We start from the raw sequence: 26,938 nt of genomic DNA, 5'->3' as shown, positions 1-26,938 counted from the left end.
TCAGTTGGGCGTGGCGAGGTAGGGGAAGGTGGTCGAGAACGCGCGATCGTTCGCGTCCACGTTGTCGCTCTGCAGGGCTGGTACGCCCACCGTCACCGTCAGCGCCACATCGACGGCGTCGTCCGCCAGTGCCCGACCGGTGAGCTCGGCGAAGCGCGTGGTGGGGGCACCGAGCGAGACCGGCAGCTCGTCCGGGAGGAGGAGCGCAGCGGTCGCGACCGGATCCGGGTTGGCCACGGCGCCGAGGACGGTCTCGAACTGGGCGCGGTAGGAGGCCAGGTCGTCCGCCGGCGTCGCGGTGTTGTACGCCGTCTTGCTGAACACCGGCGGATGGTTGAAGACGGTGTTGAGCGCGGGAATGCCCATGCGGTCCACCTGACGATACGGGGCCGATGCTCCCTCGCCGACGAGATCGATCTCCAGCGTGGAGGTGGTCGGATCGTCCGACTGGATCCGCAGCACCGCCTCCGCGGTGCCGGCGACATCCGGGTCGAACGCAACCACCAGAGGACGCGTCTCTCCCGGTGCCAGGACGAAGGCGCCCATGCCCTCGTAGACGAACGCACCGGCAGCACTCCCGGCGAGCATCACGTCCGACACGGTCAACACGGCAGCGCCGTCGTTGCGGAGTTCCACCGACATCGGGGCGCCGGCCCCGAAAGCGACGTCGAGGCTGGCAAAATCGAGCCGATCGGTGCTCGCGGCGATCATGGGGTCGGGTCCCGCATCGACAGGGTCACCATCGTCGCACGCGGGGAGGGTCGTGAACAGGAGCGCGAGCGCGCTCATCCGTAGCGTTCGTAGCGTAGACATGGGATCTCCGGAGGAAGGTCAGTTGCGGATGCCGGTGGTCGCCCAGGCGTAGAAGACGCCGTCGGTCCCGATGCCGAGCGCGTCGGCGATGCGTTGCTTGGGCATCTCGACGACGATGGCCAGCGTGTTGAGTCCGGCCAGATCATCCATTGCCTGCGGATCGAAGGCGAACGTCTGCTCGTCCGGATTCCCGACCGGCTCGCCCAGGGCCTGGGAGAAGGCCGCGTTGAGAACGCTGGTCACGCTACGGTCGCCGAAGAGATCGATGAAGAACGGGTCGTCGCGGGGTCCGACGAACGCCTGCACGTCGCCTTCCGACAGGGTCGTATTGAACATCCCCCGCAGACCCGGCGCGTCGAGAAGGCGATCCTCCGCGCCATCGACGGCGAGGGGGCCGCGCACGCTCACGAGTTGCTCCGTTCCCGTGCCGGCCGCCGTCACCTGGATCACGGCCTCGGCCACGCCGTCCCGCTCCCGGTCGAGCTTGATCTGGTACAGGCCTTCCGGGTTCAGGAACGCCTGCTCCGTCGCTTCCCCGGGTGTGAGAAGGGGGGCCACGGTCACCGCGAAGACGATGTTGTCGCCGCGGTTGAAGACGTAGAGGTCGTTGATGTCGAGGTTGCCCTCGCTGGTGTCGGGCGAGTCGGCGTGGTCGGCAGCTCGCAGCACCTGACCGCACAAGAGCGCGGTGAGCACCACCGCGAGCACCGTCACGGTGCGCTTCTGGGTTCGTTCCGAACAGGACATGGCGCGGCTCCGGGTGGAGGTCGGACCGCCTGCGCGGCGGTCGTTTCGCGATTCTGTCCTGGGGTACGCCGGCCGGGCCCGACCGGATTGGGCGCGGCGCGCAGCGCGCCGCGTCGCTACGCTACTCGGCGGCGCGCCACTCCCCGACGAGACGGGGAGTCTCCGTCGGTTGCGGAGATCCTCCGTCGGGTTCCAGCGTCAACGCGCACAGCAACGCGCGTTCCGGGCTCGGGACGTCGCCCGCGGCTGGAAGCAGCAGCGTGGCCACGCCCACTTCGCTCGTGTCGAACGTGCCCATGGATACCGGAGCCTCGCCCTCCGCGATGGACCAGAGTTGGTACGTCTGGCCCTGGGGCGCGGGGGGCAACGCGAACGCCGCCACCACGAAGACGCTTCGGGTCGGACTCCAGAACACGCGCAGGCTCGGCTCCTCGTCCGCAGGCGCCAGGGCAGCGAAGCGGACATCCGGCCCCGCCAACACGGCCAGGGAGGAATCCCGCGCCTGCAGCACCGACTGGACGCTGTCCAGTTGCATCCGCGCCGCCATGACCTCCCGCTGCGCGCCGAGTCGGCGCTCACGCTGCACCCAGCCGAAGATCCCCGCTGCCAGGGCCAGCACGAGTGCCGCCGCCACGGCCCACGCGGCCGGTCGCGAACGCGCGCGTTCCGGAGCCACGGAACGCAGTCCGATCGGACGGACCTGACGTGCCTCCGTCAGGATGCGCGCCTTCAGCGCGGGAGGGGGGGTCCGCGGCGGCGCCGCCGCGGCCAGCTCGGCCCCGACCGCACGCAGCTCGGCCACGGCCCGTCGACACTCCGGACACTCCGCCAGGTGACGCTCGAAGGCTGCTTGCTCGGCGTGATCGAGAACGCCGAGCGCGTAGGCAGCCGCCTCCTCCTCCCACCCGTGCACGGTGCGCTCCTGGCTCACGACCGCCTCCCGCTCGGGGAACCCAGCGCGTCGCGCAATCGTTGCAGCGCCGTGCGGGTGCGGGTCTTCACGGTGCCGAGCGGTTGGTCCAGGTGCGCCGCGATCTCGCTCTGGGACAGCCCCTGGAAGTACGCCAGCTCGATCACCTCCCGCTGGGCTTCCGGAAGGGCGTGGAGCGCACCGCTCACCGTCTCCCGCATCTCGTCCTGCTCCACCTGCTCGTCCGGCGACGGCGGGCGCGACGGAGGCGGAGAGGCCAGCCCGGCGGCATCCGCTGCCGCAGAGCGCTCGTACGCACCCCGCCGACGGCCGCGGGACCGGACCAGGTCGAGCGCACGGCTCCGGCCGATGGTGGCCAGCCAGGTGCGGACGGCACCCCGCTCGGCGTCGAAGCGATCGGCGGTACGCCACAGCTGGGAGAACACGTCCGCGGTGACCTCCTCGGCGTCCGCCCCTTCACGCACGATGGCGTGCGCGAGGCTGTAGACCAGCCCTCCGTATCGATCATACAGGGCAGCCAAAGCCCGTTCCTCACCGCTCGCCATACGCCTCACGAGCTCCTCGTCTGAATCGAGGGGCTCCCCGGACCCACCGGGTCCGGGCGCGGCGGACCGCGCTGCGTCCGTCATGTACGAGTCGGTTCTCCCATTCAGCCCAAGGTAACCGGGGGACGGACGCGGGAGCCACGGTACGGGCTACGTCCCGCTCGAGCCACTGGATTGGATGCCCGAACCGGCCTCAGCGGAACAGGATGCGGCTGGGGCCGATGCTCCCGCGATCGACCACGAGGTGCTGATAGCCGGTCTGGGGTCCCCCGGTGCGCACGAAGTCCTCCGCGCCGCCGGACTTCACGTCGGACCGGTAGCGCTCGTACAGGTACTGGCTCAGCTCGATGGCGGAGACGGCCCCGTCGCCGTCCGCATCGGCCAACTTCTCGCCGACCGCGTCCCCGACGAAGTGGGCAAGGTATCCGCCGGCGCGGAACTTCGCCGCCACGGACGACGTCACGTCCTCCTCGGAGGAGAAGAACCCGATCCGTCCCGGGACCGAGACGACGTCCTTGCTGAAGCCGCCGCTGAAGCACGCGTCCAGGACCAGCATCGAGATGCCGGGCGCGATCTCCGAGAGCAGCGCGGAGAACTCGTCGTCCGTGATGCCGCGGTCGAAGAACTCGAGCGTCTCGTCCAGGGCGTCGGGATCGCTCGGCTGGGGTCCACTGCGCTCCTGCCGGGCGCCGTGGCCGGAGTAGAAGAACACGAAGAGGTCCTCCGGGCCGGCCCGGCCTCCGATCTCGCGCACCGCCGCTTCCACACGGGCGCGCGTCGCATCGCGATCCGTGAGGATCACCGCGTCCTGCGCGCGCATGCCGGCCCCGCTCTGCAGCGCGCCCGCCACGGTGTGCGCGTCCTGCGCGGTGTAGGCGAGATCGTTGGCCCGTCCGCCGTAGTCGCTGATCCCCACGAACACGCCGAGCACGCGCCGAGGCGCTCCGTCCGTCGCCGCCGCTACCGCGGTCGGTGCGCCGCGCTGCAGGGAAAGGCTGTACGGCCCTGCTTCGCCGGCCTGGTAGGAGGTGGCGAAGACGCGGTAGCGCCCCGATTCCGGAAGCACCAGCTCCACCCGGGATTCCCGCGTGCTGCCGTCCCAGTCGTCGTTGTCCACGTTCTCGCCGGAGGGCGTGATCACGCCGACGTACGTGTCGAACGCTTCGGAGGTGAGACGCACCTGCACGGCGTCTCCCGCCTGTCCTTCGAAGACGTACAGGTCGCGGTACTCCCCGCCGTCGAGCTGCACGTCGCCCTGCTCCAGAGTGCCGCTCACCGAACCGCCCAGACGCAGCTCCTCGACGTCGCGTCGACGCTGGGCCACGGCGGTGGGGACGTCCTGCGCCACCGTGAGGGCGTACGCACCTGTCTCCCCCACCGCGTAGGACGTGACGATGACGCGGTACTCACCCGACTCCGTGAGCGTCATCTCCACCTCGCTCTCGCCGGGTCGACCTTCGAGGTCGTCGTTCTCCTGCCGATCGGCGCTCGGCCCGCGCACGATGAGGTAGGTGTCGAAGGCGCTCGACGTCACCGTGGCCTTCAACGTCTGTCCCGGGCTCCCCTGGAACCGGTAGACGTCGGCATACTCCCCGGACTGGAGCGTCTCGTCCCCTTCCGCGAGCGTGCCGCGCTCCACCCGCGGACCCGTGTCCGCGCGGTCGCCACCCTGCTCGATCCGGAGGGTGTAGGCGCCGGTCTCCCCGGGCTGATAACTGGTCACCGCGACGCGGTACGTGCCCGAGACGGTCAGGTCCTGCGCGATGACCGAGCGGCGCGCGTCTCCCTCGAAGTCGTCGTTCTGGACGGTCTCGCCGGACGGTGGGATCAGCATGAGGTATGGATCCAGCTCGCTGGAGCGCAGGTCCACCACCAATCGCTCGCCCGCCTGAGCCTCGACGGCATAGGTGTCGACGTACTCGCCACTCTGGAGCGTCTCGTCGCCCGCCTCCAACCGACCGGTCTCGATCCGGGGTCCGTCGCTTTGCCGCCCAGCGCCCGCCCGCACGCTGATGCGCACCCGATAGGCGCCCGACTCCCCGGGTTGGAAGGAGGTGGCGGCCACGGTCCAGGTGCCCGCTTCGTCCACGGGCAGCTCGATCCGTGCGTGGGTGGCATCGCCCTCCCAGTCGTCGTTGTCGGTCTGCTGCCCGCTCGGCGAACGTACGTACAGGTAGGGGTCGAACTCGCTCGACGTGAGATCCGCGACCAGCGTATCGCCGGGCGCAGCCTCGATCTCGAAGCGGTCCACGAACTCGCCGCTCTCCAGGCGCGCGTCGCCCGCGCGGAGCGTGCCGCTCTCCTCGACGACGACACGCTCTCCATCGGATGAAGACGCAGTGCTGCCGACCTCCCCACCCTCCCGGCGGTAGACCGCGAAGCTGTGCCAGCAGGGCTCGTTGGAGCAGCGCACCATCGCCACGCGGACCCGGTGGCTCCCGGACACCGTGGCCTCGTGCAGCACGAGCGGCTGGGAGTCCACTTCGGTGTCGGCGCCCAGCGAGGTGCCGTCGGGTCCGATCAGCTCCAGGTCGAGATCCGCGCAGTCGTTGTCGCAGACGGCCAGAAGGGCGTAGGAGACGCCCGACGCGAGCTCGGCGTCGAGCACCACGGTCTCTCCGGACCTCGAGGCGCCGACCTGCTCGGCGCCGGGGGTGCGGTGGTAGCCGCGCTCGGCCAGCACCGAGTCCCAGCGCAGGAGCTGGGGATCGAGCTGCTCCGCGATCAGGCGGGCCGCCGCGGGATCGCGCTGCTGGGCCGCGAGGGGACGCGCCTGGCCCACGGCCAGGAGCAGAAAGAGGGCGACCAGGGCGCGTCGGGACATGGCAGGCATCGGGTTGGAGGGGACCCGGAAGGCGGCCGGATCCCCGCGGCGCGACCGCAGGTCCGGAGCCTTCTTCCCACGCGCGTCGCGCGGCCGGCGCGGATCATTCCGGCCCGACGCCGCTCCGCACCGGGCTGAAGGCGATGCCATCCGGGCCGTCGCCCGCTTGCAGGAACCGCACCACGCGCCCGGCGCGCAGATCGACCACTGCCACCCGGTCCACGTTCTTCGTGGACACGAACGCCCAGCGGCCGTCCGGCGAGAGCACGAACCCCTGCGGCGAGGGCGCGCCGTCCAGGCCGGCCTCCCGGGCCGCCGCGCCGACGTCCACCTGCGTGAGTGCCCCACTGGCGCGATCGATCAGACCCAGGACGTGCCTCTCCGGATCGCTCACGACCACGGTGCTCCCGTCGGCGGTGATGGCCAGGCGGTAGGGGACTCCGAGCCCCTCGACGCGGTGCACGATCCGGCCGCTGGCGCCGTCCACCCCCACCACCTCCCCGCCCTGCATGCTGCCGGTCCAGCCTTCGGCGCCGTCGGGTGTGGCGGCGATCCCCTCCGTGCGTGTGCCGGCGGGCCACGTCGTCGGGGGTGCTCCTCCTCCGAGGCTCAGGCGGCTGACCGTCCCGTCCGCGATGTTGGCCGTCCACACCCAGGGCGCGGCCAACGCCAGCATGTGCGACGCCCTCCCCCCGGTCGGCAGGGCGCGCTCCACAGCTCCGGTGGCGGGGTCGACCACGAGGATCTCCCCCGTCCGCTCCGAGGTGAGCGCGAGCCGCGTGTCGCGGTCGATCCACGCGGCGCCGTGCAGGCGTTCGTATCCCTCCACGGCAAATTCACCCGTGACCTCGCCGGTGCGCACGTCGAAGAGCTGGACCTGGTTCCCCGGCCCGCGCTCGTCGCCGTAGTTGGTCACCGCCGCGCGGGTGCCGTCCGAGGTCACCGCGATCTCGTGGGGGGCGATGTGCGTGGCGATGCGTCCGCGCCGCTCCCCCGTGGCCACATCCACCAGCCAGACCGAGTCGTCGTCCATGTTGGCGACGAGCACCGTGCCCGAAGGCGGTTCCTGCGGCGCTGCACCGGCCCACAGGACGGAGCAGAGGAGCAGCGAGGAAGCGACGCGGAGTTGCGGCATGGGACCTCCAGAGGGCGGCGGGGCGGGACGTCCCCGTGGGACGCCGCCGCCCCGCCCGGGCGTTGCCCGGAAGATGCGGGTGCCGGGCGGGCGGAGCAGCCGGAGCGCTCCGCCCGGGTCACCGGATCACCGCACGCGTACCGTCCCCGACATCCCGGAGTGCAAGGTGCAGTCGTACGGGAAATCGCCGGCCGTCGCGAACGTCCGCGCCACCTGCGTGGTGCTCGAGTTCGGGATGTTGGAGGGCGCGCCCGTGGCCGCTCCGAACGTGACGTTGTGCAGCAGCGTGCCGAAGCCCCACGTCACCACCGCATTGCGGGCCACGACCAACGTCTGCGGCGTGAAGGTGTTGTCGCTGCTACCGGCTGTGACGGTGGCCGTGGTGGGAAGCGAGCCGCTGACCGTGATCGTCACCGTCGCGGACGCGGTCACGCCGTCCCGGGTGAGTGTCGCCGTCACCGTCGCCGACCCGGCCGAGAGGCCCAGCGCATCGCCGCCGCCCGCCACCTCGACCACGGCGCCGTCCGACGAGGAGAACGAGAAGCCGCTCACGTTGGCGATGACTCCACCGTTCTGGTCGATCGCCTGCGGCGTCAGCGTGGTGACCTGACCCGCGGTGAGGGAAAGCGTGGTGCTGGGGAAGCGGACGGACGCCAGGGTCTGCGTCGCGGGGGGCGGCGGGTTCACCGGTCCGGTCCCGCCGTCCCCGCCACCGCAGGCGGATACCAGGCCGAGGGTCAGGGCCATCATCCAACGGACGAGCTTCATGGACAGCCTCCTGCACGGGGGGTGGGGAATGGATGAGGAAGTTCAATCTTGAACTATACGCCCCCCCCACCCCCCTCTGTCCACCTCGGCAGTGCGCCGCGCGTGGCTGGAACGGCGGATTCGGGGTAGGATCCTCCTCCCACGCCCGTGTCCTCGCTGACGGACCCGCCGAGCCATGCTTCGTCCCACGCTCCCGCTGCTCCTGCTGGCCCTCCCGCTCCTGGCGGCCCGGCCGGCATCGTCGGGCCCGCGCGCGACCCTCTCCGCCGTCGCGCTCGAGGTGGACCCGCGGGGCGGCCCCGAGGGGGCGAAGGTGACCGTGACGGTGCGGGATCTGACCGGCCGCACGCCGATCGTGGTGGGCTTCGGCGGGATCGGCAGCCCCCACGAGATCCTCGGGGAGGGCGTCTCGGACGAGGACGGTCTGGTCCGGGTGGAGGCGGAGATCCCCTCGTGGGTCGAGCCCGGACGGACGTACCTCTTCTACATGGCCTACGCGGACCAGCGGCCGGTGCGCTTCGCCGATCCCTTCCTGGTCACCGAGGCGGACGGCACCGTGCGCGTGCAGGGCACCGTGGGCACGGAAGGATCCTGCACCACGCTGCACATGTCGGAGACCGAGGTCTTCGGCCTGACGGGGGAGGCGGCACGCGCTCTCCCCGCTGGTGAACGCGTGGGCGTGCACGCGACCCTCGCGCCCGCGGCCACCTGCGGCGGCCTGCTGACCTTGCGGGTCACCCGCGCGGAGCCGATGGGCGGACCTTCCTGACCCCGACGCCCGTCCCGTTGCGAACGGCGCCGGCGCACCCGATCGTCCGGCCATGCAGACTCCTCATCCACGCCGCGCGCTCGTCCTCGGGGCCGGCATCTATGGGCTTACGGCCGCGCTCGAGCTGAGCGCGCGCGGGTGGAGGGTCGAGGTCGCGGATCCGGGCCCCCTGCCCCACGCCGACGCCGCGTCCAACGACATCAGCAAGATCGTCCGCACGGACTACGGCGCCGACGCGTTCTACACGGCCCTCGCCGAAGCGGCGGTGCGAGGATGGGGGGAGTGGAACGAGCAGTGGGGTTGGCCGGCCTTCGAGCGCACCGGATTCCTCCTGCTGTCGCGCCGTCCCCTGGTTCCGGGGTCGTTCGAGCACGATTCCTGGGGCGTGGCCCTCGAGCGGAAGCAGCGCGTGGAGCGCGTCGACGCGCGTATGCTGCGTGACTCGTTCCCCCTGTGGTCGTCCGGCCCCTGGGTGGACGGCTATCTCAACCTGGATGGTGGTTGGTCTCCGAGCGCCCGCGTGCTCGTCGAGCTGGCACAGCGTGCAGCGGAGATGGGAGTCGATCTCCAGGAGGGCCGGTGCGCGCATGCCATCGAACACGACGCGCGCGGTCCCGTGGTGCGCTGGACGGACGGATCCTCCGCTGGGGCGGACGTCGTGCTCGTGGCCGCCGGGAGCTGGACCCCTCTGCTCCTGCCGGAGCTGTCGGATCGGATCAGCGCCGTCGGCCAGCCGGTCTTCCACCTGCGGGTCGAGGATCCCGACCGCTTCCGGCCGCCCGGCTTCCGCGTGTGGGCCGCCGACATCGCCCGCTCCGGCTGGTACGGCTTCCCGGCGCTGCCCGACGGACGCCTGAAGATCGCCAATCACGGCCCCGGGGTCCCGCTGGCGCCCGGTGCGCCCCGGGTCGTGCTGCCCGAGCACGAGAGCCACCTGCGCACCTTCCTCGCCGAAGCGCTTCCCGAGGTGGCGCAGGCGCCGATCGTGCAACGTCGCCTGTGCGTCTACACGGAGACGTTCGACAACGATTTCCTGATCGACCGCCACCCCGATCGCCCGGGCGTGTTCGTGGCCAGCGGAGGCAGCGGGCACGGATACAAGTTCGCCCCGCTGCTCGGTGCGCTCGCCGCCGATGCGGTGGAGGGGCGGGACAATCCCTGGCTGCACCGCTTCCGCTGGCGGGCGCTGGGCCCGCGTCGCACCGAGCCGGCCCGGTGGACCGGGCTGCAGGAGGCGTCGTGAAGCGTGGGGGCCGCCGCAACGCACAGGCCGCGCTGTACCTGTGTGCGCAGGCGCTGGCGGCAACTGGGACCGCCGCGGCGCAGGATCGCTCCGGGCTCTGGAGGGGCACCGCGCGCTACCCGGACGGTGCCACGGAGTCCTGGACGCTGCATGTCTGGTCGAACGCCGGAGTGGCGCACGGCGATCTGCTCTTCGACGCCGGAAGCGGCATGGTGTTGCACGACGTGGATCGCTCCGACGGATTCGCGTTCGCGTTCCAGGGCTCCGGGATGAGCGGTCCGGTGCAGTGCAGCCTTCGCGGGACCCGGACCCTCGCGGGATCGTGCACCGATCCGTCCGGGGGCTCCGTCAGCCTGTCCCTGGAGACCGTCGCCGACGGGGCGGCTCCGGACTACCGCGACGACGGGTCCGTGCGCCCGCGAGCGCGCGAGATCGGGCTCGTCGTGGGTGTGCTCCCCACGGGGACGCACAACGCCATCACGGACGTCCCCGGCGTGCGCGTCGGTCATGCGACCGTCATGGAGGGAGACAGCATCCGCACAGGTGTGACGGCCGTCGTGCCGGCAGCCGGCGACCTGTACGCCCGCCCCGTACCCGCCTGGATCCACAGCGCGAACGGGTACGGCAAGCTGATCGGAGAGACCCAGGTCCGCGAGTTCGGTGAGATCGAGACCCCCGTGCTGCTCACCTGCACGCTCTGCGTCTGGTCGGCGGCCCGGGGGTTGGCCTGGACGCTGATGGACGCCGACCCGGGCCCCGACCACACCATCAATCCGGTCGTGGGGGAGACCAACGACAGCTGGCTGAACGACATGTGGGTGGATCCCATCGGCCCGGAACACGTGCGCGAGGCCCTCGCCAATGCGCGCTCCGGGCCGGTCGCCGAGGGGTCCGTCGGCGCCGGCACGGGCACCACCGCCTTCGGCTGGAAGGGGGGCATCGGAACGTCCTCGCGGCTGCTCCCGGCGTCCCTCGGAGGCTGGAGCGTCGGCGTGCTCGTGCAGACCAACTTCGGTGGCACGCTCAGCATGAACGGCGCTCCCGTGGGACGCGCGCTGGGATCCTTCAGCTACGAAGCCGCGCTCTCGGTGCCGGACGCGCCTCCCCAGCCGTCTGCGCAAGACGGCGGCTCCCTCATGATCGTCGTGGCCACGGACGCTCCCCTCACGGCAGCGGCGCTCGCACGCCTCTCGGAGCGGGCCATGCTGGGTGCTGGTCGCACGGGCTCGTTCATGCACAACAGCTCCGGTGACTACGTGATCGCCTTCTCCTCCGCCGAGTCCGTGCGACGGCCCCGTGACGACCCCGAGCCGCGCGCGTTGCCTTCGCTCTCCAACGCGCAGATGTCACCGCTGTTCGCCGCGGTCGTAGAGGCCACCGAGGAGGCGATCTACAACGCCCTCCTCAAGGCCACGACCGTCCGCGGGCGCGGGCGGGTGTACAAAGCCCTGCCACTTGCGTCCACGCGCCGGATCCTCGAGGAGTACGGCGCCCTCGACCAGAACCGCTCCCTTCCCCCACGACGCTGACATGATCCAGAACGGTCCGTTCGCTCCGCTCGACCGCCGCGCCTTCCTCCGCCGGGCGGCGGGGGCCGGGGGCGGTGCCCTGCTCGCGCCCTCCCTGACCGGCCTGTGGAGCCTCGCAGGCTGCGCGGCGAGCGAAGGCGCCGTCCGGGCGCCTTCCTACGGCGCGCTGGTGCCGGCGCCGGGCATCTCGGAGCTGGAGATCCCACCCGGCTTCCGGTGTGTGCGCCTGAGCGAGGGCGCGCGTCCCTCGACCGTGCGCGGCGGCCTGGACGTTCCCAACGCCTTCGACGGGATGGCGGTCTTCCGGCTCCCCAACGGCAACTTGCGACTCATCCGCAACCACGAGATGGTCGACGACGCGGGGGCCGGCGTGACGCTCGCCACACCGGCCTACGATCCGCTGGCCAGCGGCGGCACCACGTCCCTGGAGGTGCGGATCCGCAGCGTCGGCGACGACCTCGAGGTGGAGCTCGTCGACGAGTTCGTCTCGCTGGCGGGGACCCGGGTCAACTGCGCGGGGGGCCCCACGCCCTGGGGGAGCTGGCTCTCGTGCGAGGAGAACACCTGGGGCGCGGGCCACGGATTCGAGCGGCCGCACGGGTACATCTTCGAGGTGCCGGCCTCCGCGACGGGACCGGTGGCGCCGGTGCCGCTCGTGGCCATGGGACGCTTCGTGCACGAGGCCATCGCCGTGGATCCGGCGACCGGCATCGTCTACGAGACCGAGGACGCCTGGTACGTGCCCGACGACGCCACCCGGCCGGGGGCGGGCTTCTACCGCTTCCTCCCGGAGCAGCCCGGAACCCTGGCGGCCGGTGGGCGCCTGCAGATGCTGGCCGTCGACGATCGGCCGGGCTACGTCACCGCCCGCGGTCAGACGCAAGGTGCGGTGCTTCCCGTCCACTGGGTCGACATCGCCGATCCCGACCCGGCCAACGCGGAGGACGACCCGGCCGCGGTGTTCCGCCAGGGTCACTCGGCGGGCGGAGCGGTGTTCGCCCGTCTGGAAGGGGCGGCGGCCGTCGACGACGGCATCTACATCGTGAGCACGAACGGCGGCGACGCCGAAGCCGGCCAGGTGTTCTTCTATCGGCCCACCGGGCCCGACCACGGCGAGCTGGTCCTGGTCTTCGAGTCGCCCTCACCCGACGTGCTGGACGCGCCCGACAACATCTGCCTTCGTCCCGGCGGGGCGCTGTTCATGTGCGAAGACGGGCGCGGCGACCAGTACGTCCGCGGGCTCGACGCGGACGGTCGCATCATCGATGTCGTGCGCCACCTCGCCGGATCGGAGGAGACCGCGGGCGAGATGGCCGGGGCCTGCTTCAGCCCGGACGGGCGCGTGCTGTTCTTCAACACCCAGGGCGGGCGGCGCCGGGGAGAGACCCTCGCGAGCGCCACGTACGCCGTCTGGGGGCCCTGGCACGAGGGTCCGCTGTAGCGGATTCCATCAGGCCGCCGTCGCAGGACGGGCTCGACGCCGCTGGGCGCCCGCTGCCTGCGCTTCAGGCGGAAGATCGGCTGCGGCTACCGCGGGCCGACACCCGGGACGCCCGTCGGCTCGCGGCTGCTCCACCAGGACGGCGGCCGCTGGCGCTGACGCGGGTAGATCTCGTCCAACGTGTCCCCGTCGTAGAGCCGCCCGTTCTTCATGACCCAGCGGATGCTGCGCGAATTGCGGATGTCGTCCAGCGGGTTCCGCTCGAGCACCACCAGGTCGGCCAGCTTCCCCGGTTCGATGGAGCCCAGGTCGCCATCGAGGCCGATGGCCTCGGCACCGAACTGCGTGGCCACACGCAGCGCCTCGTGCTCGGGCAGTCCACCCGATTGCAGGGCCCACAGCTCCCAGTGGTAGCCGAGGCCTTGCAGCTGACCGTGGCTTCCGACCCCCACGCGGCCCCCGGCAGCGACCAGATCGCGCACGAAGCGCGCATGATCCTCGAAGACGTGTTGATCCTCGCGGAACCACTGCGGCCGACGTAGCGCCACCCGGTCCACCTCCTCGTGCGGCATGAAGTGTCGGAGCTTGGCGTCGTCGTGCACCTCCTCCGTCTCGTAGAACCAGTTCTCGGCCCACGGGCCCCCGTAGGAGACCAGGAGGGTCGGCGTGTACACGCGGCGCGAGGCCACGAACAGCTGGACCACGTCGTCGTACAGCGGATAGATGGGCAGCGAGTGCTCGAGGCCGGGGTAGCCGTCGAGGGTCTCCGTCAGGTTCTGCTTGAGGTTGAGCGATCCTTCCGTGGTGGGCATGAGGCCCTGCTCGCGAGCGGCCATCAGGATCCACTGCCGCTGCTGCCGGTTGCCCGCGACGTACATCTTGATGGTCTTGGTGTCGTAGTAGTCGCTGTAGCGCCGCAGGATCGAGCGCGCATGCTCCAGGTCGCGCACGCTCTCCTGCCAGAAGACGCCGGGACCGGTCGAGTAGATGCGCGGTCCGATCACTTCGCCGGCCCGCACGAGATCCGCGTAGGTCAGCACGTCCGTGGTGGACGTCTGGGGGTCACGCGTGGTGGTGACGCCGTAGGCGAGGTTGGCCTCGTAGATCCACTGGTCGGTCCGGTGCACGCCCCACGAGGGCCACATGTGGGCGTGCGCATCGACGTAGCCGGGCACGATGGTCCGTCCGGTCGCGTCGAGGATCTCCGCGCCGTCGGGGATCTCCACGCTGCCGCGCGCGCCCACCGCGGCGATGCGGTTGCCGCGGATCACCAGATCGGCGTTCTCGATGACCTCCTCCCCCCGCATCGTGATCACGCGCGCGCCGCGCAGCACCGCGGTGCCGGTCGGGAGATCGCGTTCGGCGGTGATGCGCACGCGGTGCTCGGCGGGCGTGTAGCGCGCGTCCGCCCGGGCCCCGGCCGAGTCGGCGGCGGCTCGCGCGTCGTCCACGCTGTCGGCGAATGCACGCGCCGCCTGGAGGTCGTAGAGGAAGTGCGCATTGCCCAGGCTGTAGTGGACGCTCCGCCCGTCGGGGCTCCACCGTGCGAACTCCCCGCGCATCTCGGTCAGGCGGCGCGCCGGGAATGCGGCCCGTTCGGGGTCGGACACGGACACGGTGAGGGTGTCCGTGCCCACGCGCGGCAGCGTGATCACGTAGAGCTCGCCGTTGACGTCCGCGAGGACCTGGTCGCCCATGGGCGCACGCCTCAGCATGGAGGCCTCCATGGGCTCGCGCGAACCCGCAGGTGTGGGGCCCGTGACCTTGAGGTGCACGCGCTCGTCCGACCCGTCCCACCGGAGCGAGCGCAGGGTGCCACCCGGACCCGTCAGCCAGATGCGATCGGAGCCCTCGGCGAAGTGGGGACCGTCGCGGCCCTGGGCCGGCGCGATCAGGGTGGCTTCGCCCCCTGCAGCAGGAATCCAGACCAGCTCGTCCGCCGATCCCGCCGCCCCTGGCGACGACGACTCCAGGAACGAGCGCGCCGTGCCGCGCAGGGCCACGATGCGCTGGCCGTCGGGCGCGTAGGCCGGCGTGACGTAGAGTCCACCCTGGCGGGTCAATGTCTCGGGCTGGCCGCTGCCGTCCGACCGGATGCGCATCAGTTGACCGGTGGCGCCGTCCCAGGTGGAGAAGGCGATCCAGGCACCGTCGGGAGACCAGGCCGGGTGCTGCTGGGCCACGTCCAGGCTTCCGAGACGACGCGGTTGGCTCCCGTCGGCGTTGGCCACCCACAGCCGGTCGAGCGCCGTGAAGGCCAGGCGCCTCCCGTCCGGGGATGGAGCGAGGTCGCGGATCTGCCGCACCGTGAAGGTGGCGGAGTCCTCGATGGGATAGTCGAAGTCCACCTCCGGTCCCAGGGCCAGCGCGCCGCGCACGCGGAAGGGGATCTCGGCGGCGTCCCCACCCACCACCGGCACCCGCCACAGCCTCCCGCCCCACGTGGTGACGAGGGCACGTGAGTCCGGGGTGAACGACATGGCCGGGAGCACGTCCAGCGTGGCGCGCGACTCCTGGTCGTCATGCTGGACCGGATACGCCAGCCAGCGCTCCTCACCGGACTGCAGGTCGCGCAGCACCAGACCGGTCTCGTCCTCGTGCCGGGTCCCGTAGACCAGCCAGCGGCCGTCCGGCGAGAGCGTGGGCCGGAACCCCGATCCGTAGCGCGACGTGCGCGTGTAGCTCTGCCCCGTGTCCCGATCGTAGACCTTCAACTGGTATTGCGGGAGCTGTGCGTTGTAGGTCCAGTCTCCCGTGCCGGTGCGCTCCGCGTACCAGATCCAGCGCGCATCCGCGCCGAAGGCCGCCCCCAGCGCCTTGCGCGGCGCACTGCCCTCGATCAGGTAGGCGCCGGTGCCTCCGTCCACGTGGAAGAGCTTGAGCGTCGGCTGCCGGGCTCCGCGGAAATCCCCCATCGATGCCACGATGTACGCCCCGTCGGGCGTCCATTCCGGCGACTCGGCGCGGTTCGCGGCGCCCTTGCTGATCTGGACGGTGTCGCTGCCGTCGAGCGCCATGGTCCAGATGTTCTGGCCACCGTCCCGGTCCGACGTGAAGACGAGGCGCGACCCGTCCGGGGAGAAGCGCGGCTGCGCGTCGAACGCCATCCCCGACGTGATCCGCGTCGCGGTCCCGCCCTCGATGGGCAGCGTGTAGAGGTCGCCGAGGTAGTCGAACACCAACGTGCGCCCGTCGGGACTGACGTCCACCGAGATCCACGACCCCTCCGTCAGGTCCAGGTCCAGCGTGCGACCGGGCTGGAGGGGGAGCGGGTCCTTCGCGGTGGAGTCGTGCCGCGCCCGGAGGACGGCGGCGTCCTGCGCGGCGGCCGCCGGGACGGAGAGCGACGACAGGAGGACGACGGCGGCCGGGAGCAGGCGACGGAGCTCGGACATGGGGGCGGGCTCGGTGGGCGGAACGGGCGGGCCGCCGCGCTCGGGTCGCGGCGCACCGGATCGCTCCATCATCAACGGCCGCGCGGGTCGACGCCAGTGTACGCGGTGCTCGACCTCTCCGCACCGAGCCGAACGAAGGGCGCCACGGCCGGACCCAGGCACGCGGGACCGTTACCGAACCGAGGCCCGCCGGCAGCCGGGTGGGTCCGCAATCCTTGCGCTCGGGCGCGATCGTTTCCTGGCCACCGACACATCCTGCAAGAGGTCCCGCGCATGCCCCGTCCGACATGGATCGCCGCGGCCGCTTGGCTGCTCCTCGTGCCCTCTCTCCTCGCCCAGGACGGTCCACCGCTGCTCCGGCACCGGGTCACGGCCGCGCGCAACGCGGACCTTCCCACCGAGGTCTGGCTCCGCGAGGCGCTGCTGTCCGACGCGCGGGACGCGCTGCTCCACGAAGCCCGCGTTCGGGCCGTCGCGCTCGCGGCGGCGGATTCCTCCGCGGAGGCGCTGTACTGGGTGGCCGCGCTCGCCGCGCTCCAGGCGGAGACGGCTGGCACACGCGCGAAGATCCGCCTGGGACAGGAGGCCTTCGCCGCGTCCGAGGCCGCCTTGGAGCGCGACCCGCAGCACGCCGGTGCGCATCACGTCATGGGCCGCCTGCATGCGGGCGTCCTGCGGCTGTCGGGCCTGACGCGCTGGGTCGCAGGCCGTCTCGGCCTGGGAGGTCTCCTGGAGCAGGCATCCTGGGAGAGCGCGTCACACCACCTGCGGCGCGCTCACGAGCTGGCGCCGCGGCAGGCCACCTATGCGTTCGAACTCGGGGCGCTCCTGCTGAGTCGCGGCGACACTGCCGCCGCCAGGCCTCTGCTCGAGGACGTGATCGCCCGACCCGCTCCCGACGGCTGGCAGCAGCACCTGCGCCTGCGCGCCTGCGCGCTCCTGCAGGAGGCCTCCTGCGCGGCCCCGCGACCCTGATCCTCCCAGGGGAGCACGACCTGCGCTACCGCGTCAGCTCCGTCTCCAGGCGCTCCCACTCCGCCATCCAGCGCTCCAGATCCGTCTCGATCCGGCTCCGCTCCGTCTGCAGCTCCGCCATGTCCTCCGGCGGTCGGTCCGTCCAGGTCTCGGGATCGGCGAAGACGGCGTCGATCTCCTGCAGGCGCGCCTCGGCGGCCGAGATCCGCTCGGTCACGGCATCGCGCCGTTCGGCGAGCTCCCGCTCCGATCCGGGCGAGCGACCCTTGGGCGCGGGGTCGACCCGGGGCGTCCGGGACTGGGATGCCTTCTTGTCACGCTTGGCCTTCAGCACGACGGTGTCGACGTCCAGGTGGTCGTCCCCGCAATAGTGCACGTACTCCTCGTACGTGCCGCGATAGTCGCGGATGCCCTCGGGCCCGATCTCCACGATACGCGTGGCCAGCTCCCCCACGAACCAGCGGTCGTGGGAGACCACCACGATCGTGCCCTCGTACTCCTTCAGCGCGTCCACCAGGGCCTCGATGGACTCCAGGTCGAGGTGGTTCGTCGGCTCGTCCAGCACGAGCACGTTGGGGCGCAGGATGGCCAACCGGCAGAAGACCAGCCGCGCCGCCTCCCCGCCGGAGAGCGCACCCAGCCGCTTCTTGGCGTCGTCCCCCGAGAAGAGCACGCGCCCCAGCTGCCCCCGTACGAACCCGACGTCCTTTCCCGGGCAGAAGCCGGAGATCCACTCCTCGGCCGTGCGCTCCGGGTTCTCGAACTGCTCGTGGTGGTCCTGCGCGAAGTAGCCGGGGTGGGTCTCGTAGCCCCACGCGGCAGACCCTGCGTCGGCGTCCAGCTCGCCCATCACGATCTTGAGCAGGGTGGACTTCCCGATGCCGTTGGGTCCCATGATCGCCACGCGGTCCCCGCGTTCGACGACCAGGTCGACGCCGTCGAGCACGCGCTTGGCACCGTACGCCTTGGAGATCCCGCGCACCGTCAGCACCTCCTTGCCGCTCGAGCGGACCTGCGCGAACGCGAAGGAGGGATACCGGCGGGAGCTGTTGGGAAGCGACTCCAGGCTCGCCGCCTTCTTCTCGATCATCTTGACCTTGCTCTGGGCCTGACGGGCCTTGCTGGCCTTGGCCTTGAAGCGGTCGACGAAGTCCTGGTGGTGCGCGATCTCCTTCTCGCGCTGCGCGATGTCCTTCTCACGCCGCTCGCGCTCCTCACGCTTGGCGTCGAGGAAGGTGGAGTAGTTGCCGGGATAGAGCTGGATGGTCCGGTAGTCCACGTCCAGGATGTGGGTGGACACCGCGTCCAGGAAGCGGTGGTCGTGCGAAATGACCACGACCGGACCGGCGAAGTCGCGCAGGAACTTCTCCAACCAGCGGATGGACAGGATATCCAGGTGGTTGGTGGGCTCGTCCAGGAGGAGCACGTCGGGCGCGCTGGCGAGCACCTGCGCCAGCAGCACGCGGAGCTTGAAGCCGCCGGACAGCGTGGACAGCGGCTGCCGGTGGATGGCCGTGGGCAGGCCCAGGCCTTCGAGGATGGTGCCGGCGCGGGCCTCCGCCGTGTAGCCGTCGTGGCGCTGGACGATGTCCTCCAGCTCGGAGAAGCGCTCGGCATCGAAGTGCTCGTGCGCCCGCGCGAGCAGCGCCTCCTTCTCCACGATGGCATTCCACAGCTCCGGATTGCCCATCATGGCCACTTCGAGGATCTGCTGCTCCTCGTACAGGAATTGATCCTGCTTGAGGACGCCGAGTCGCAGACGCTTGGGGATGGCGATGGTGCCTTCGTCCGGCGGGACGTCCCCCGTCAGCATCCCGAGGAACGTCGTCTTGCCGGAGCCGTTGGCGCCGATCAACCCGTAGCGGTTTCCCGCGTCGAGCTGGAAGGTGACGCCCTCGAAGAGGGTCCGATCGCCGTAGGACTTGGCGAGATTGGAGACGGAGATCACGGAGACGGCGTGCGCGGGGCCAGGAGGAGCGAGCGCTCAATGATGGCCGTCCGGAGCCCGTCGTGGAAGGCTGGCCCGGCTCCTGCGTCCCCCGGAGGCATGCGCATCGTCCCTGTCCCGCTCAAGCACGGCGCGGCGCGGGCCGATACTGGTGGGTACCGGAACCGACCGGCATCCATGTTCGGCGTGCCGGCACCGAGGGTCCCCGGCGCCTCCCCGGAGGCGTCGGGGATTCGAGGCACATCCGCCTCCCACGGCCCGACCGTCCGTCCCCGGAGTGCGCAGCGCGATCATGGGTGACCCACTCGACCGGCACGAGGTCCGACGGGAGCCCGACGCGCCCTTCCCCGAACCGGCACCGATGTCGCCGGAGCTGCGCAGCTTCGCCGTCCTGGTGCTCGGCACGCTCGCCTACGTGGCCCTGGGTCTGGCCGTCCTCCGCCCCGGGCCGTGGGACATCCCGCCCGCCTACTTCGTCTACGTGCCCAGCGGCTTCGCGTTCGGCCTGCTCGCCCGCTGGGGTCGACAGGTCTGGCCGGTGGCGCTGCTGGGTGCGGGTGCCGTCACGCACCTGACGGGCGGCGCGCCCGTGCACGTCGTGGCCACCGCCCTCGGCGCCACCACCGAGATCTTCGTCGCGGCCCGCTTCCTCTCGCGGTTCGACCGCGACCGCTTCCACTTCCGCGGCGTGCTCCTCCTGCTGGCGGCGGCGTTCGGTGCCGGTGCGGCCGGCGCGGTGTTCGGCACGTTGGGACTGGCGCTCTCGTCCGAGCGCACCACGCTCGACCTCCTGCGGGTGGGGTGGATGTGGGCGGTCGGGCACGGCCTGGGCATGGTGCTGGCGGGATCCCCGTTCGCGGTGCAGGGCGTGGGCGGATGCGGAGAGCGACGCGCTGGACGACTGGAGAGCGTGGCGCTGGTGCTGGCGGTGGCGCTCGCCGCCCATGTGTCGTTCCATGGGCATCTGGACATCGTGGCGAGCCTCCCGCTGGAGTACACGACGTTCCCGTTCCTGATCTGGGCGGCGCTACGCGCCACGCCGTTCTGGGTGACGCTGGCCAACCTCGTGCTCTCGGTCACGGCTCTCGTATGGACCGCGCTCGGGACCGGGCCGCTGTTCCGCGGTGACATGTCCAGCAGCCTGATCTGGGTCGGCTTCTTCGGTCTGGCCACCTGGATCAGCACGGTCACGCTGTCGGCCATCGTCTCGGAGCGGCTGCAGAGCGAGGCCGAGTTGCGCGAGGCCAAGCGGGCGGCGGAGCAGGCGGACCAGGCCAAGAGCGACTTCCTGGCCAACATGAGCCACGAGATCCGCACCCCGATGAACGGGGTGATCGGCATGACCGAGCTGCTGCTCGACACGCCACTGGATCCCGAGCAGATCCACTACGCGGAGACCATCCAGAGCTCCGCCGGCTCCCTGCTCACCATCATCAACGACATCCTCGACTTCTCGAAGATCGAAGCAGGAGCACTGGTCATCGACCCGGTCCCCTTCGATCTGCGCGTGGCCGTGGCCGACGTGGTCGGGATGCTGGAGCTCCGGGCGCGTGAACAGAACGTCGACCTGTCCGTCTTCTACGCCGGCGACGCGCCCCGCCACGTGATCGGGGACCCGGGACGCATCCGGCAGGTGCTGACCAACCTGTTGGGCAACGCGCTCAAGTTCACCCGCGACGGCCGCGTCTCGCTCCGCATCCGCACCGTGGCTGCGGGGCCGGAGGGGGAGCGCTTCCGCTTCGAGGTGGAGGATACCGGGATCGGCATCGAGCCCGATCGGATCCCACAGCTGTTCGACAAGTTCACGCAGGCGGATGGGTCGACCACGCGCCGCTATGGCGGCACCGGGCTGGGCCTGGCCATCTGCCGTCACCTCGTGGGCCTGATGGGCGGGACCATCGGAGCGCGCTCGCGGCTCGGGGTCGGCTCCGTCTTCTGGTTCGAGGTCCCGCTCGCTCCGGCGCCTGCGCCCCCGGCCGAGGCACTCGACGTGGACCTCGGGCATCTGCGGGTCCTGGCGGTGGACGATTGCCTCGTGAACCTGAGACTCGTGACCGAGCAGCTCCGGGACGTGGTGGCGCGCGTGGACGTGACGACGCGCGGTGAAGAGGCCGTGGAGATGCTGGACCGGGCGGCCGCGCGCAACGCGCCGTACGGGCTGATCCTGCTCGACTACCAGATGCCCGACCTCGACGGGGTGGACGTGGCCGAGCGGGTCCGCGCCAATCCCAGCACGCGGGGCGTGCCGCTGATCATGCTGACCTCCTTCCAGCGCTCGGGGGACAGCGAGCGCCTCCTGCGGGCGGGGTTCTCCGGCTGCCTGCTCAAGCCCGTGCTGGCGGACGAGCTCGTGGGCATGATCGCCGCCGTCGCCCATGCCGGCTCCATTCCGCCGCGGCGCCTGATCACCCGGCATACGCTGTCGGAGCTGCGCCATCGCGCGGCCGAGGACGCGACCGAAGCCCGGGGGCTCAGGGTCCTGGTGGCCGAAGACAACCCGGTGAACCAGATGGTGATCGTGAGCCTCCTGGAGCGGGCGGGCTGCGAGGTGGACCTCGCGGTCGACGGACAGGCGGCGGTCGAGCGCGCCGGTGCCTCGTCCTACGACCTGGTCCTCATGGACTGCCAGATGCCGGAGCTGGACGGGTTCGAAGCCACGGCCCGCATCCGGACCGAGGAAGCCGGACGCAGCCACCTGCCCATCGTGGCGATGACGGCGCACGTCATGGAAGGGGACCGGGAGCGCTGCCTGCACGCCGGCATGGACGACTACCTGGCCAAGCCCATCAAGCCGACCGAGTTGCACCGTGTGCTCGAGCAATGGGGGCGCGGCGGGGGCGTCGGCGACCCCGCGAGGCCCGGGCATCCCGTCGAGATCGGCTCCTGAGCCGACCCGGCTCAGCCCTCGCCGGTCCGACCGCGCAACCGCTCCTCGATCTCGGCCATGAAGCGCTGGGCCTCGAACGCCACCTCGGTCTCGCCCATCCGCGCCCAATACGTCTCGATCTCGCGCAGGGACTCGAGGGCCGCCGCGTAGTCGAACGCCGCCAGCGAGAGGGACGCCGCGTCGCCCCAGGAGCGGAGCGCCATCCCGTAGGCCCCGATCTCCGCGAAGCGGACCGCGGCCTGGCGCAGCGCCTCGGCCTGGAGCCGCCGGGCTTCGCGGGCGCCGTCGCCATCCTCCGGTCCGGCGCCGGCACCCCCGGTCGGGGGCGCGGAGCCCCCGGAAGGTCGGGACGGCTTCACCACGCGCGCTCTACCGGTCGCGCCGTGGCGGCACGACCGGCGCAGGCGGTCTGGTTGGCGGCAGCACCCATCCTCATCCCGGCCCGGTGGGGGGTTGCGGGTCGCGGCCGGGCGCCGGAACCCGCACCGAACGATGCCAGGATGCAGCCCCGCTCGGCAGGGTGCAAGAGTAGGCGGCAACAGGACTTCCGGCATCGGTCCCAGGCCGACGCTTCGGCCGCGTGCGCCCGGGTCGACGCCGCCCTGCCCGCTCGGCCGCGGGAGCGGGGGCGCGTCAGTGGTCGGACGCCAGCGGCCGCACCGCCTTGAGCACCTCGCGCGTGAGATCCCACCGGTCGAAGCCCTGCCGGCCCCAGTCCAGACCCCGCCGCACGATGACCAGGTCGTGGGACGGCACGACGATCACGAACTGGCCGCGGTTGCCTGCGGTGGAGTACGCGTCGGCCGGCACGTCCGTGCGGTCATCCGGCACGAGCCAGAACTGACCGCCGTAGAAGTTGCCGGTCTCCGACGTCGCGGGCGCGGGCGTGCGCACGAAATCGATCCACTCCCGCGACAGCAGACGCTCGCCGTTCCAGACGCCGTCCTGCTCGTACAGCATCCCGAAGCGGGCGAGGTCACGCGCGTTCGTATAGACCTGGCTGCTCAGGATGAAGTCGCCGAAGCGGTCCGCGCTCACCAGCGTGTTGCGCATCCCGATCCGGTCCAGCAGCGCCTTGCGCGGGTACTCCAGGTAGGTCTGCGGATCCCCCAGCGCGAGCTTCATGGCGTAGACTCCGAGCAGCGTGTCGTAGTTCTCGTAGTCCCACACCGTGCCCGGCTCGCGGACGAGCGCGCGACTGCGCGCTCCGACCACCGAGCTCGCTCCGGCCCAGTACGACAGCCCCGACCCGATGGCGTACTCGAGCCCGCGGTTGTCGATGGATTCGAGCCCGCTCGACATGTTGAGCACGTGGCGCAGGGTGATCCGACGGCGGGGGTCGGTCTCCGGCGATGCGGCCTCCGGCAACCATTCGAACGGCAGCGGCGCGTCCAGGTCCAGCCGGCCCTGGTCCGCCAGCATGCCCATCAGCGTCACCGCGATGCTCTTCGCCGTCGACCACGTGCGCGTACGCGTGCTCGCGTCCACCCCGGGGGCATAGCGCTCGTGCAGGATCCGTCCGTTCTGCACCACCATCAGGCTGAGCGTGACCTGCTCCGCCGTAGGCCGATCGAAGGCCCAGTCCGACGCCGCCTGCAGCGCCGCTGCGTCCACGTTCCCGGGGAGTGGCATCTCCTCCACGCGGTCCCCGTCCGGCCACGGGATGGTGGCGGGATCCCCCGTCGGCGCCGGCAGCGTCAGCTCGGGCAGCCCGGCGACGGCGTCCCACCCCTGGTCGGGAGCCAGCACCATGCACCCGAGCCCCTCGCGGAAGACCGCGCGCATGACCGGCACGTACCCACCCTCGGCGCCCACCGCGACACCGCGCCGGTCGCGGTCCACCACGTAGTCCCCGCCGGCCGCCGTGCCGATGGGAGCGCGCAGGTAGCGCAACTCCTGGTCGAACACCTGCTCCAGCGTGCGCTGGGACGTGAAGAGGCCGTTGCACATCAGGACGGCCTGGACCCCCCGCTGGATCAGCTCGCGGTCGAACGCCCAGTAGTCGTAGGCCTCCCGCTGCTGTCCCACGAGCGCGGCCGGCAGGGCGGAGACGCTGAGCACGAGTGCGAGGACCAGACGGCGCATGGGTGGTTCCTCCGGAGTCGGGGACGGGCCGGGAGTGACGGAGCAGGCCGCGGTGGGCAGGGCTGGCCCGCCCGTCCCGGGATGATAGGAGGAGCGGGGCCGCCGACGCGAACCGGTCCGGGGCCGACGGCCGGCCCGCTCCCGCCCCCCTCCCCCGCGACCCCCCTGTAACGACATTGCCACGATCCGGTGAACCCTGCTGACGGGCGGCTCGTCCGGTGCGAGCGTCAGCCACCATGGAATTCTCCGTACAGCTGGCCCTGCTGTTGATCGTGGTCCTCGCGGCCCTGGACCTGTGGGTCGGGGTGGCCAACGACGCCGTCAACTTCCTCAACGCCGCCATCGGGTCGCGCGTGGCCACGCGCCGGGCGATCCTGTGGGTGGCGGCGGCCGGCGTGCTCTTCGGCGCGCTCACGTCCTCGGGCCTGATGGAGGTGGCACGGCGCGGCGTCTTCGATCCCACGCGCTTCTCCAGTCCGGAGACGGGGGCGCTGCTCCTGGGCTCCATCCTGGCCATCTACCTGGCCGTCATGGTGGCCGACGTGCTGCTGCTCGACCTGTTCAACACGTTCGGGCTGCCGACCTCCACGACGGTCTCGATCATCTCCGAGCTGGTGGGAGCGTCCCTCGCGGTGGCCCTGTGGACCCTTCCGGGCGGGCTGTCCGGCGCGTTGGACGTCATCCAGTCGGGACCGGTCGTGGGCATCTACACCGGCATCTTCACCAGCGTGCTCGTGGCGTTCACCACGTCGGCGGTCCTGATGTTCGTGGTGCGGCTCATCTACGGGCACCATCTGGACCGCACCTTCCCGGTCTGGGGGTGGATGTGGACGGGAGCGTCCCTCGCGGCGCTGACCTACTTCGTGGTCTTCAAGGGCCTGTCCAACGCGGCCGTCCTGCCCGAGCGCCTGGACCTCTTCCTGCACGAGCAGATCGCGCCCTTGATGGCCTTGGCCTTCGTGACGGGCAGCGCCATCGCGCTGGTGCTCCGTCGGCACCACCAGCGCGTCCTCACCGCGCTCATCCTGCTCGGCACGGGGGCGCTGGCCGTCGCGTTCGCCGGAAACGATCTCGTCAACTTCATCGGTCCGGCCGTCGCCGCCGCGCAGGCGGTGTTCAGCGCCGGCGCCGAGCTGTCCGGCGCCGCCCAGACGCCGCCGTGGGCGCTGCTGCTGGCGGGCGCCATGATGGTGGGCGCGCTGGTGACGTCGCGGAAGGCACGGCGCGTCACCGACACGGAGATCCGTCTGGCCGGCCACTCCAGCACGACCCAGCGCTTCAACGGCAACGGGATCGCCGCCGGGATCGTGGGCCTGGGCCGACTGGCCGTCGCCACCACGGCGTCCTGGATCCCTCCGTCGGTGCGTAGCGCGGCGCTGCGCCGCGTCGCGCCGCCCCCGCGCGATCCGCACGACCCTCCCTACGATCCGCTACGCGCGAGCGTCAACCTCACGGTGGCGGCCCTGCTCATCTCCACGGGCACCACGCTGGGGCTGCCGCTGTCGACCACGTACATCACGTTCACGGCCGCGATGGGCGCGGCGCTCGGTGATCTGGCCTGGAGCCGGCACGATGCCGAGCAGCGCGTAGCCGGCATCCTGGTCGTGCTGGGCGGGTGGGTCGTCACCGGCGTGCTGGCGGCGCTGGGCGCGTTCGCCGTGGCGTCGCTGATCGTGCTCGGCGGCACGGGCGGCGTGCTCCTCGCCACCGGCGGGGTCGCGTTCGGCATCTATCGTCTGCACCACGTGAAGGGGCAGGACACCGAGCACGGCTGAACCGCTGCCCGGGGGGAGACGCAGCCCCGGGCCGGCTCCCGCCAGGGCACTCGGGCGCCACTGCGCATCCTCCGGAGCCGTCCGTTGCGCGCCTCGGGTCGGGTGCTCTATGGTCCGGCAGAACGCCTTCCGCTCCACGCCTTCCGCTCCCGAACCGGATCCGATGCCCACCGAACCCCACGCGTGCGACCGTCGCGCCTTTCTCCTCCGCGCCGGCGGCTGTCTGACGCACCTCGGGCTGATGAGCGCCGGAGTGGGCGCCACCCGCCGTGCCCTCTGGGCCCAGGAGCGGTATCCGGTCGTCGCCCGTGAGCCGTGGGGCCGGCTGGAGCGCGTCGCGGATCGCATCTGGGCCCTGATCTCGACGCCACTGGACGGCGACCGCACCACCCTCTGCAACGGCGGGATCGTCGCCGGTCGGGCCGGTGTGCTGGTCGTGGAGGCATTCGGCTCGGACGAGGGCGCCCGCTGGCTGGCGCGTCAGGCGCGGGAGCTGACCGGTCGGTGGCCGACGCACGTCGTCGTCACCCATTACCACGCCGACCACACTGGCGGTCTGCGCGGCGCCCTCGAGCGCAGCGACGTGACCTTGCTGACGAGCGAGCCGACGCGCGCGTTGATCCTCGAGCGCAACCAGGACGCCCCGGCCAACCTGCTCGCGCGCGCGCAGGTGCTGGATACGCGCCGCCCGACGGAAATCGACCTGGGAGACCGCTCGGTGGTGGCCGTACCTCGCCGCGGGCACACCGACTCGGACGTCTCGCTCGAGGTGACCGACCCGTCGGTGGTCTTCTGTGGCGACCTGGTCTGGAACGGGATGTTCCCGAACTACATGGACGCCATCCCCGACCGCCTCGGACTCGACGTGCGCCTGCTTCGCGAGCGTGGAGCCGAGACGTACGTGCCCGGCCACGGCGCGCTGGCCGGCACGGATGACCTGGAGCGCTACCTGGGCGTGCTCGATGCCGTGGAGGCGCAGGCCCGCCGCGCCGTGGAGCGTGGGACGAGCGCGGCCGAGGCCGCGGCCGGGTTCCGGATCCCGCCCGACCTGGGAGAGTGGATCCTCTTCAACCCGGCGTACTTCGAGCGGGCCATCGGCGCCTGGATGCAGCGCCTCGGCGCCTGAGG

Annotated in this window: 19 protein-coding genes; 8 read left to right on the top strand and 11 right to left on the bottom strand. The window is 71.6% G+C overall.

Annotation, left to right across the window (positions count from 1 at the left end; genetic code table 11):
* The 7 genes from R3E98_00445 to R3E98_00415 all read right to left on the bottom strand — a co-directional run bounded on the left by R3E98_00445 (window position 1) and on the right by R3E98_00415 (window position 7,763).
* A complete protein-coding gene (locus R3E98_00445; GenBank protein MEZ4421848.1) occupies window positions 1-813 on the bottom strand; it encodes a DUF4331 family protein in 813 nt (270 codons plus the stop codon).
* Window positions 814-831: 18 nt separating this feature from the next.
* Window positions 832-1,560 carry a DUF4331 family protein gene (locus R3E98_00440; protein ID MEZ4421847.1) on the bottom strand — a complete coding sequence of 243 codons (729 nt, stop codon included), beginning with the start codon at window positions 1,558-1,560 and terminating at the stop codon, window positions 832-834.
* Between the two features lie 121 nt (window positions 1,561-1,681).
* Window positions 1,682-2,491 carry an anti-sigma factor gene (locus R3E98_00435; protein ID MEZ4421846.1) on the bottom strand — a complete coding sequence of 270 codons (810 nt, stop codon included), beginning with the start codon at window positions 2,489-2,491 and terminating at the stop codon, window positions 1,682-1,684.
* Window positions 2,488-3,036 (bottom strand): sigma-70 family RNA polymerase sigma factor, encoded by a 549-nt coding sequence (locus R3E98_00430; protein ID MEZ4421845.1) that lies wholly within the window; start codon window positions 3,034-3,036, stop codon window positions 2,488-2,490. The genes R3E98_00435 and R3E98_00430 overlap by 4 nt, the downstream gene beginning before the upstream one ends.
* Before the next feature lie 193 nt (window positions 3,037-3,229).
* Window positions 3,230-5,860: a caspase family protein gene (locus tag R3E98_00425; protein ID MEZ4421844.1), complete on the bottom strand. Its 2,631-nt coding sequence runs from the start codon at window positions 5,858-5,860 to the stop codon at window positions 3,230-3,232.
* 103 nt (window positions 5,861-5,963) lie between these two features.
* Window positions 5,964-6,995 carry a YncE family protein gene (locus R3E98_00420; GenBank protein ID MEZ4421843.1) on the bottom strand — a complete coding sequence of 344 codons (1,032 nt, stop codon included), beginning with the start codon at window positions 6,993-6,995 and terminating at the stop codon, window positions 5,964-5,966.
* Window positions 6,996-7,121: 126 nt separating this feature from the next.
* Window positions 7,122-7,763: a hypothetical protein gene (locus R3E98_00415; protein ID MEZ4421842.1), complete on the bottom strand. Its 642-nt coding sequence runs from the start codon at window positions 7,761-7,763 to the stop codon at window positions 7,122-7,124.
* A 175-nt stretch (window positions 7,764-7,938) separates the two neighbouring features.
* On the opposite strand from R3E98_00415, the gene R3E98_00410 reads away from it, so the two are divergent.
* From R3E98_00410 to R3E98_00395, 4 genes are read left to right on the top strand one after another with little or no spacing between them, the layout of a single operon-like run.
* Window positions 7,939-8,532: a hypothetical protein gene (locus R3E98_00410; protein MEZ4421841.1), complete on the top strand. Its 594-nt coding sequence runs from the start codon at window positions 7,939-7,941 to the stop codon at window positions 8,530-8,532.
* Window positions 8,533-8,584: 52 nt separating this feature from the next.
* A complete protein-coding gene (locus R3E98_00405) occupies window positions 8,585-9,775 on the top strand; it encodes an FAD-dependent oxidoreductase (GenBank protein ID MEZ4421840.1) in 1,191 nt (396 codons plus the stop codon).
* Window positions 9,772-11,304 carry a P1 family peptidase gene (locus R3E98_00400; protein ID MEZ4421839.1) on the top strand — a complete coding sequence of 511 codons (1,533 nt, stop codon included), beginning with the start codon at window positions 9,772-9,774 and terminating at the stop codon, window positions 11,302-11,304. Before R3E98_00405 ends, R3E98_00400 begins: the two co-directional genes overlap by 4 nt.
* A 1-nt stretch (window position 11,305) precedes the next feature.
* Complete coding sequence (locus tag R3E98_00395) at window positions 11,306-12,745, top strand: DUF839 domain-containing protein (GenBank protein ID MEZ4421838.1); 1,440 nt, start codon at window positions 11,306-11,308, stop codon at window positions 12,743-12,745.
* A gap of 86 nt (window positions 12,746-12,831) precedes the next feature.
* Here R3E98_00395 and R3E98_00390 read toward each other — a convergent pair whose 3' ends face one another.
* Window positions 12,832-16,140, bottom strand: coding sequence for an amidohydrolase family protein (locus R3E98_00390; protein MEZ4421837.1), 3,309 nt, complete (start codon window positions 16,138-16,140; stop codon window positions 12,832-12,834).
* A gap of 273 nt (window positions 16,141-16,413) precedes the next feature.
* Here R3E98_00390 and R3E98_00385 point away from each other — a divergent pair, with 273 nt between their 5' ends.
* Entirely contained in the window at window positions 16,414-17,115 is a 702-nt protein-coding gene (locus R3E98_00385) for a hypothetical protein (GenBank protein MEZ4421836.1), read from the top strand.
* A 25-nt stretch (window positions 17,116-17,140) separates the two neighbouring features.
* On the opposite strand, the gene R3E98_00380 is transcribed toward R3E98_00385, so the two are convergent.
* Complete coding sequence (locus R3E98_00380; GenBank protein MEZ4421835.1) at window positions 17,141-19,063, bottom strand: ABC-F family ATP-binding cassette domain-containing protein; 1,923 nt, start codon at window positions 19,061-19,063, stop codon at window positions 17,141-17,143.
* Between the two features lie 292 nt (window positions 19,064-19,355).
* Between R3E98_00380 and R3E98_00375 the strand changes: the two genes are divergently transcribed.
* On the top strand, window positions 19,356-21,950 hold the full coding sequence (locus R3E98_00375) for a response regulator (protein MEZ4421834.1): 2,595 nt from the start codon (window positions 19,356-19,358) through the stop codon (window positions 21,948-21,950).
* A gap of 11 nt (window positions 21,951-21,961) precedes the next feature.
* On the opposite strand, the gene R3E98_00370 is transcribed toward R3E98_00375, so the two are convergent.
* Window positions 21,962-22,309 carry a hypothetical protein gene (locus R3E98_00370; protein ID MEZ4421833.1) on the bottom strand — a complete coding sequence of 116 codons (348 nt, stop codon included), beginning with the start codon at window positions 22,307-22,309 and terminating at the stop codon, window positions 21,962-21,964.
* Window positions 22,310-22,583: 274 nt separating this feature from the next.
* Window positions 22,584-24,035 carry a serine hydrolase gene (locus tag R3E98_00365; protein ID MEZ4421832.1) on the bottom strand — a complete coding sequence of 484 codons (1,452 nt, stop codon included), beginning with the start codon at window positions 24,033-24,035 and terminating at the stop codon, window positions 22,584-22,586.
* Window positions 24,036-24,271: 236 nt separating this feature from the next.
* Between R3E98_00365 and R3E98_00360 the strand changes: the two genes are divergently transcribed.
* Together R3E98_00360 and R3E98_00355 are read left to right on the top strand one after the other, a co-directional pair.
* Window positions 24,272-25,810 carry an inorganic phosphate transporter gene (locus tag R3E98_00360; protein ID MEZ4421831.1) on the top strand — a complete coding sequence of 513 codons (1,539 nt, stop codon included), beginning with the start codon at window positions 24,272-24,274 and terminating at the stop codon, window positions 25,808-25,810.
* Between the two features lie 163 nt (window positions 25,811-25,973).
* Window positions 25,974-26,936: an MBL fold metallo-hydrolase gene (locus tag R3E98_00355; GenBank protein MEZ4421830.1), complete on the top strand. Its 963-nt coding sequence runs from the start codon at window positions 25,974-25,976 to the stop codon at window positions 26,934-26,936.
* The last annotated feature ends 2 nt before the right edge of the window (window positions 26,937-26,938 follow it).

This window comes from Gemmatimonadota bacterium, from assembly GCA_041390125.1.
In the GTDB taxonomy this organism is placed as follows: domain Bacteria; phylum Gemmatimonadota; class Gemmatimonadetes; order Longimicrobiales; family Gaopeijiaceae; genus JAGQIF01.
The sequence above is the reverse complement of the archived record's forward strand: the minus strand, read 5'-3'. Positions and strand labels throughout refer to the sequence as shown.

Coding starts and splice junctions, on each gene's coding strand:
- R3E98_00415 (MEZ4421842.1), bottom strand. CDS start 7,763: ATGAAGCTCGTCCGTTGGATGATGGCCCTGACCCTCGGCCTGGTATCC.
- R3E98_00390 (MEZ4421837.1), bottom strand. CDS start 16,140: ATGTCCGAGCTCCGTCGCCTGCTCCCGGCCGCCGTCGTCCTCCTGTCG.
- R3E98_00410 (MEZ4421841.1), top strand. CDS start 7,939: ATGCTTCGTCCCACGCTCCCGCTGCTCCTGCTGGCCCTCCCGCTCCTG.
- R3E98_00375 (MEZ4421834.1), top strand. CDS start 19,356: ATGGGTGACCCACTCGACCGGCACGAGGTCCGACGGGAGCCCGACGCG.
- R3E98_00445 (MEZ4421848.1), bottom strand. CDS start 813: ATGTCTACGCTACGAACGCTACGGATGAGCGCGCTCGCGCTCCTGTTC.
- R3E98_00430 (MEZ4421845.1), bottom strand. CDS start 3,036: ATGGCGAGCGGTGAGGAACGGGCTTTGGCTGCCCTGTATGATCGATAC.
- R3E98_00355 (MEZ4421830.1), top strand. CDS start 25,974: ATGCCCACCGAACCCCACGCGTGCGACCGTCGCGCCTTTCTCCTCCGC.
- R3E98_00405 (MEZ4421840.1), top strand. CDS start 8,585: ATGCAGACTCCTCATCCACGCCGCGCGCTCGTCCTCGGGGCCGGCATC.
- R3E98_00365 (MEZ4421832.1), bottom strand. CDS start 24,035: ATGCGCCGTCTGGTCCTCGCACTCGTGCTCAGCGTCTCCGCCCTGCCG.
- R3E98_00440 (MEZ4421847.1), bottom strand. CDS start 1,560: ATGTCCTGTTCGGAACGAACCCAGAAGCGCACCGTGACGGTGCTCGCG.
- R3E98_00395 (MEZ4421838.1), top strand. CDS start 11,306: ATGATCCAGAACGGTCCGTTCGCTCCGCTCGACCGCCGCGCCTTCCTC.
- R3E98_00420 (MEZ4421843.1), bottom strand. CDS start 6,995: ATGCCGCAACTCCGCGTCGCTTCCTCGCTGCTCCTCTGCTCCGTCCTG.
- R3E98_00360 (MEZ4421831.1), top strand. CDS start 24,272: ATGGAATTCTCCGTACAGCTGGCCCTGCTGTTGATCGTGGTCCTCGCG.
- R3E98_00425 (MEZ4421844.1), bottom strand. CDS start 5,860: ATGTCCCGACGCGCCCTGGTCGCCCTCTTTCTGCTCCTGGCCGTGGGC.
- R3E98_00385 (MEZ4421836.1), top strand. CDS start 16,414: ATGCCCCGTCCGACATGGATCGCCGCGGCCGCTTGGCTGCTCCTCGTG.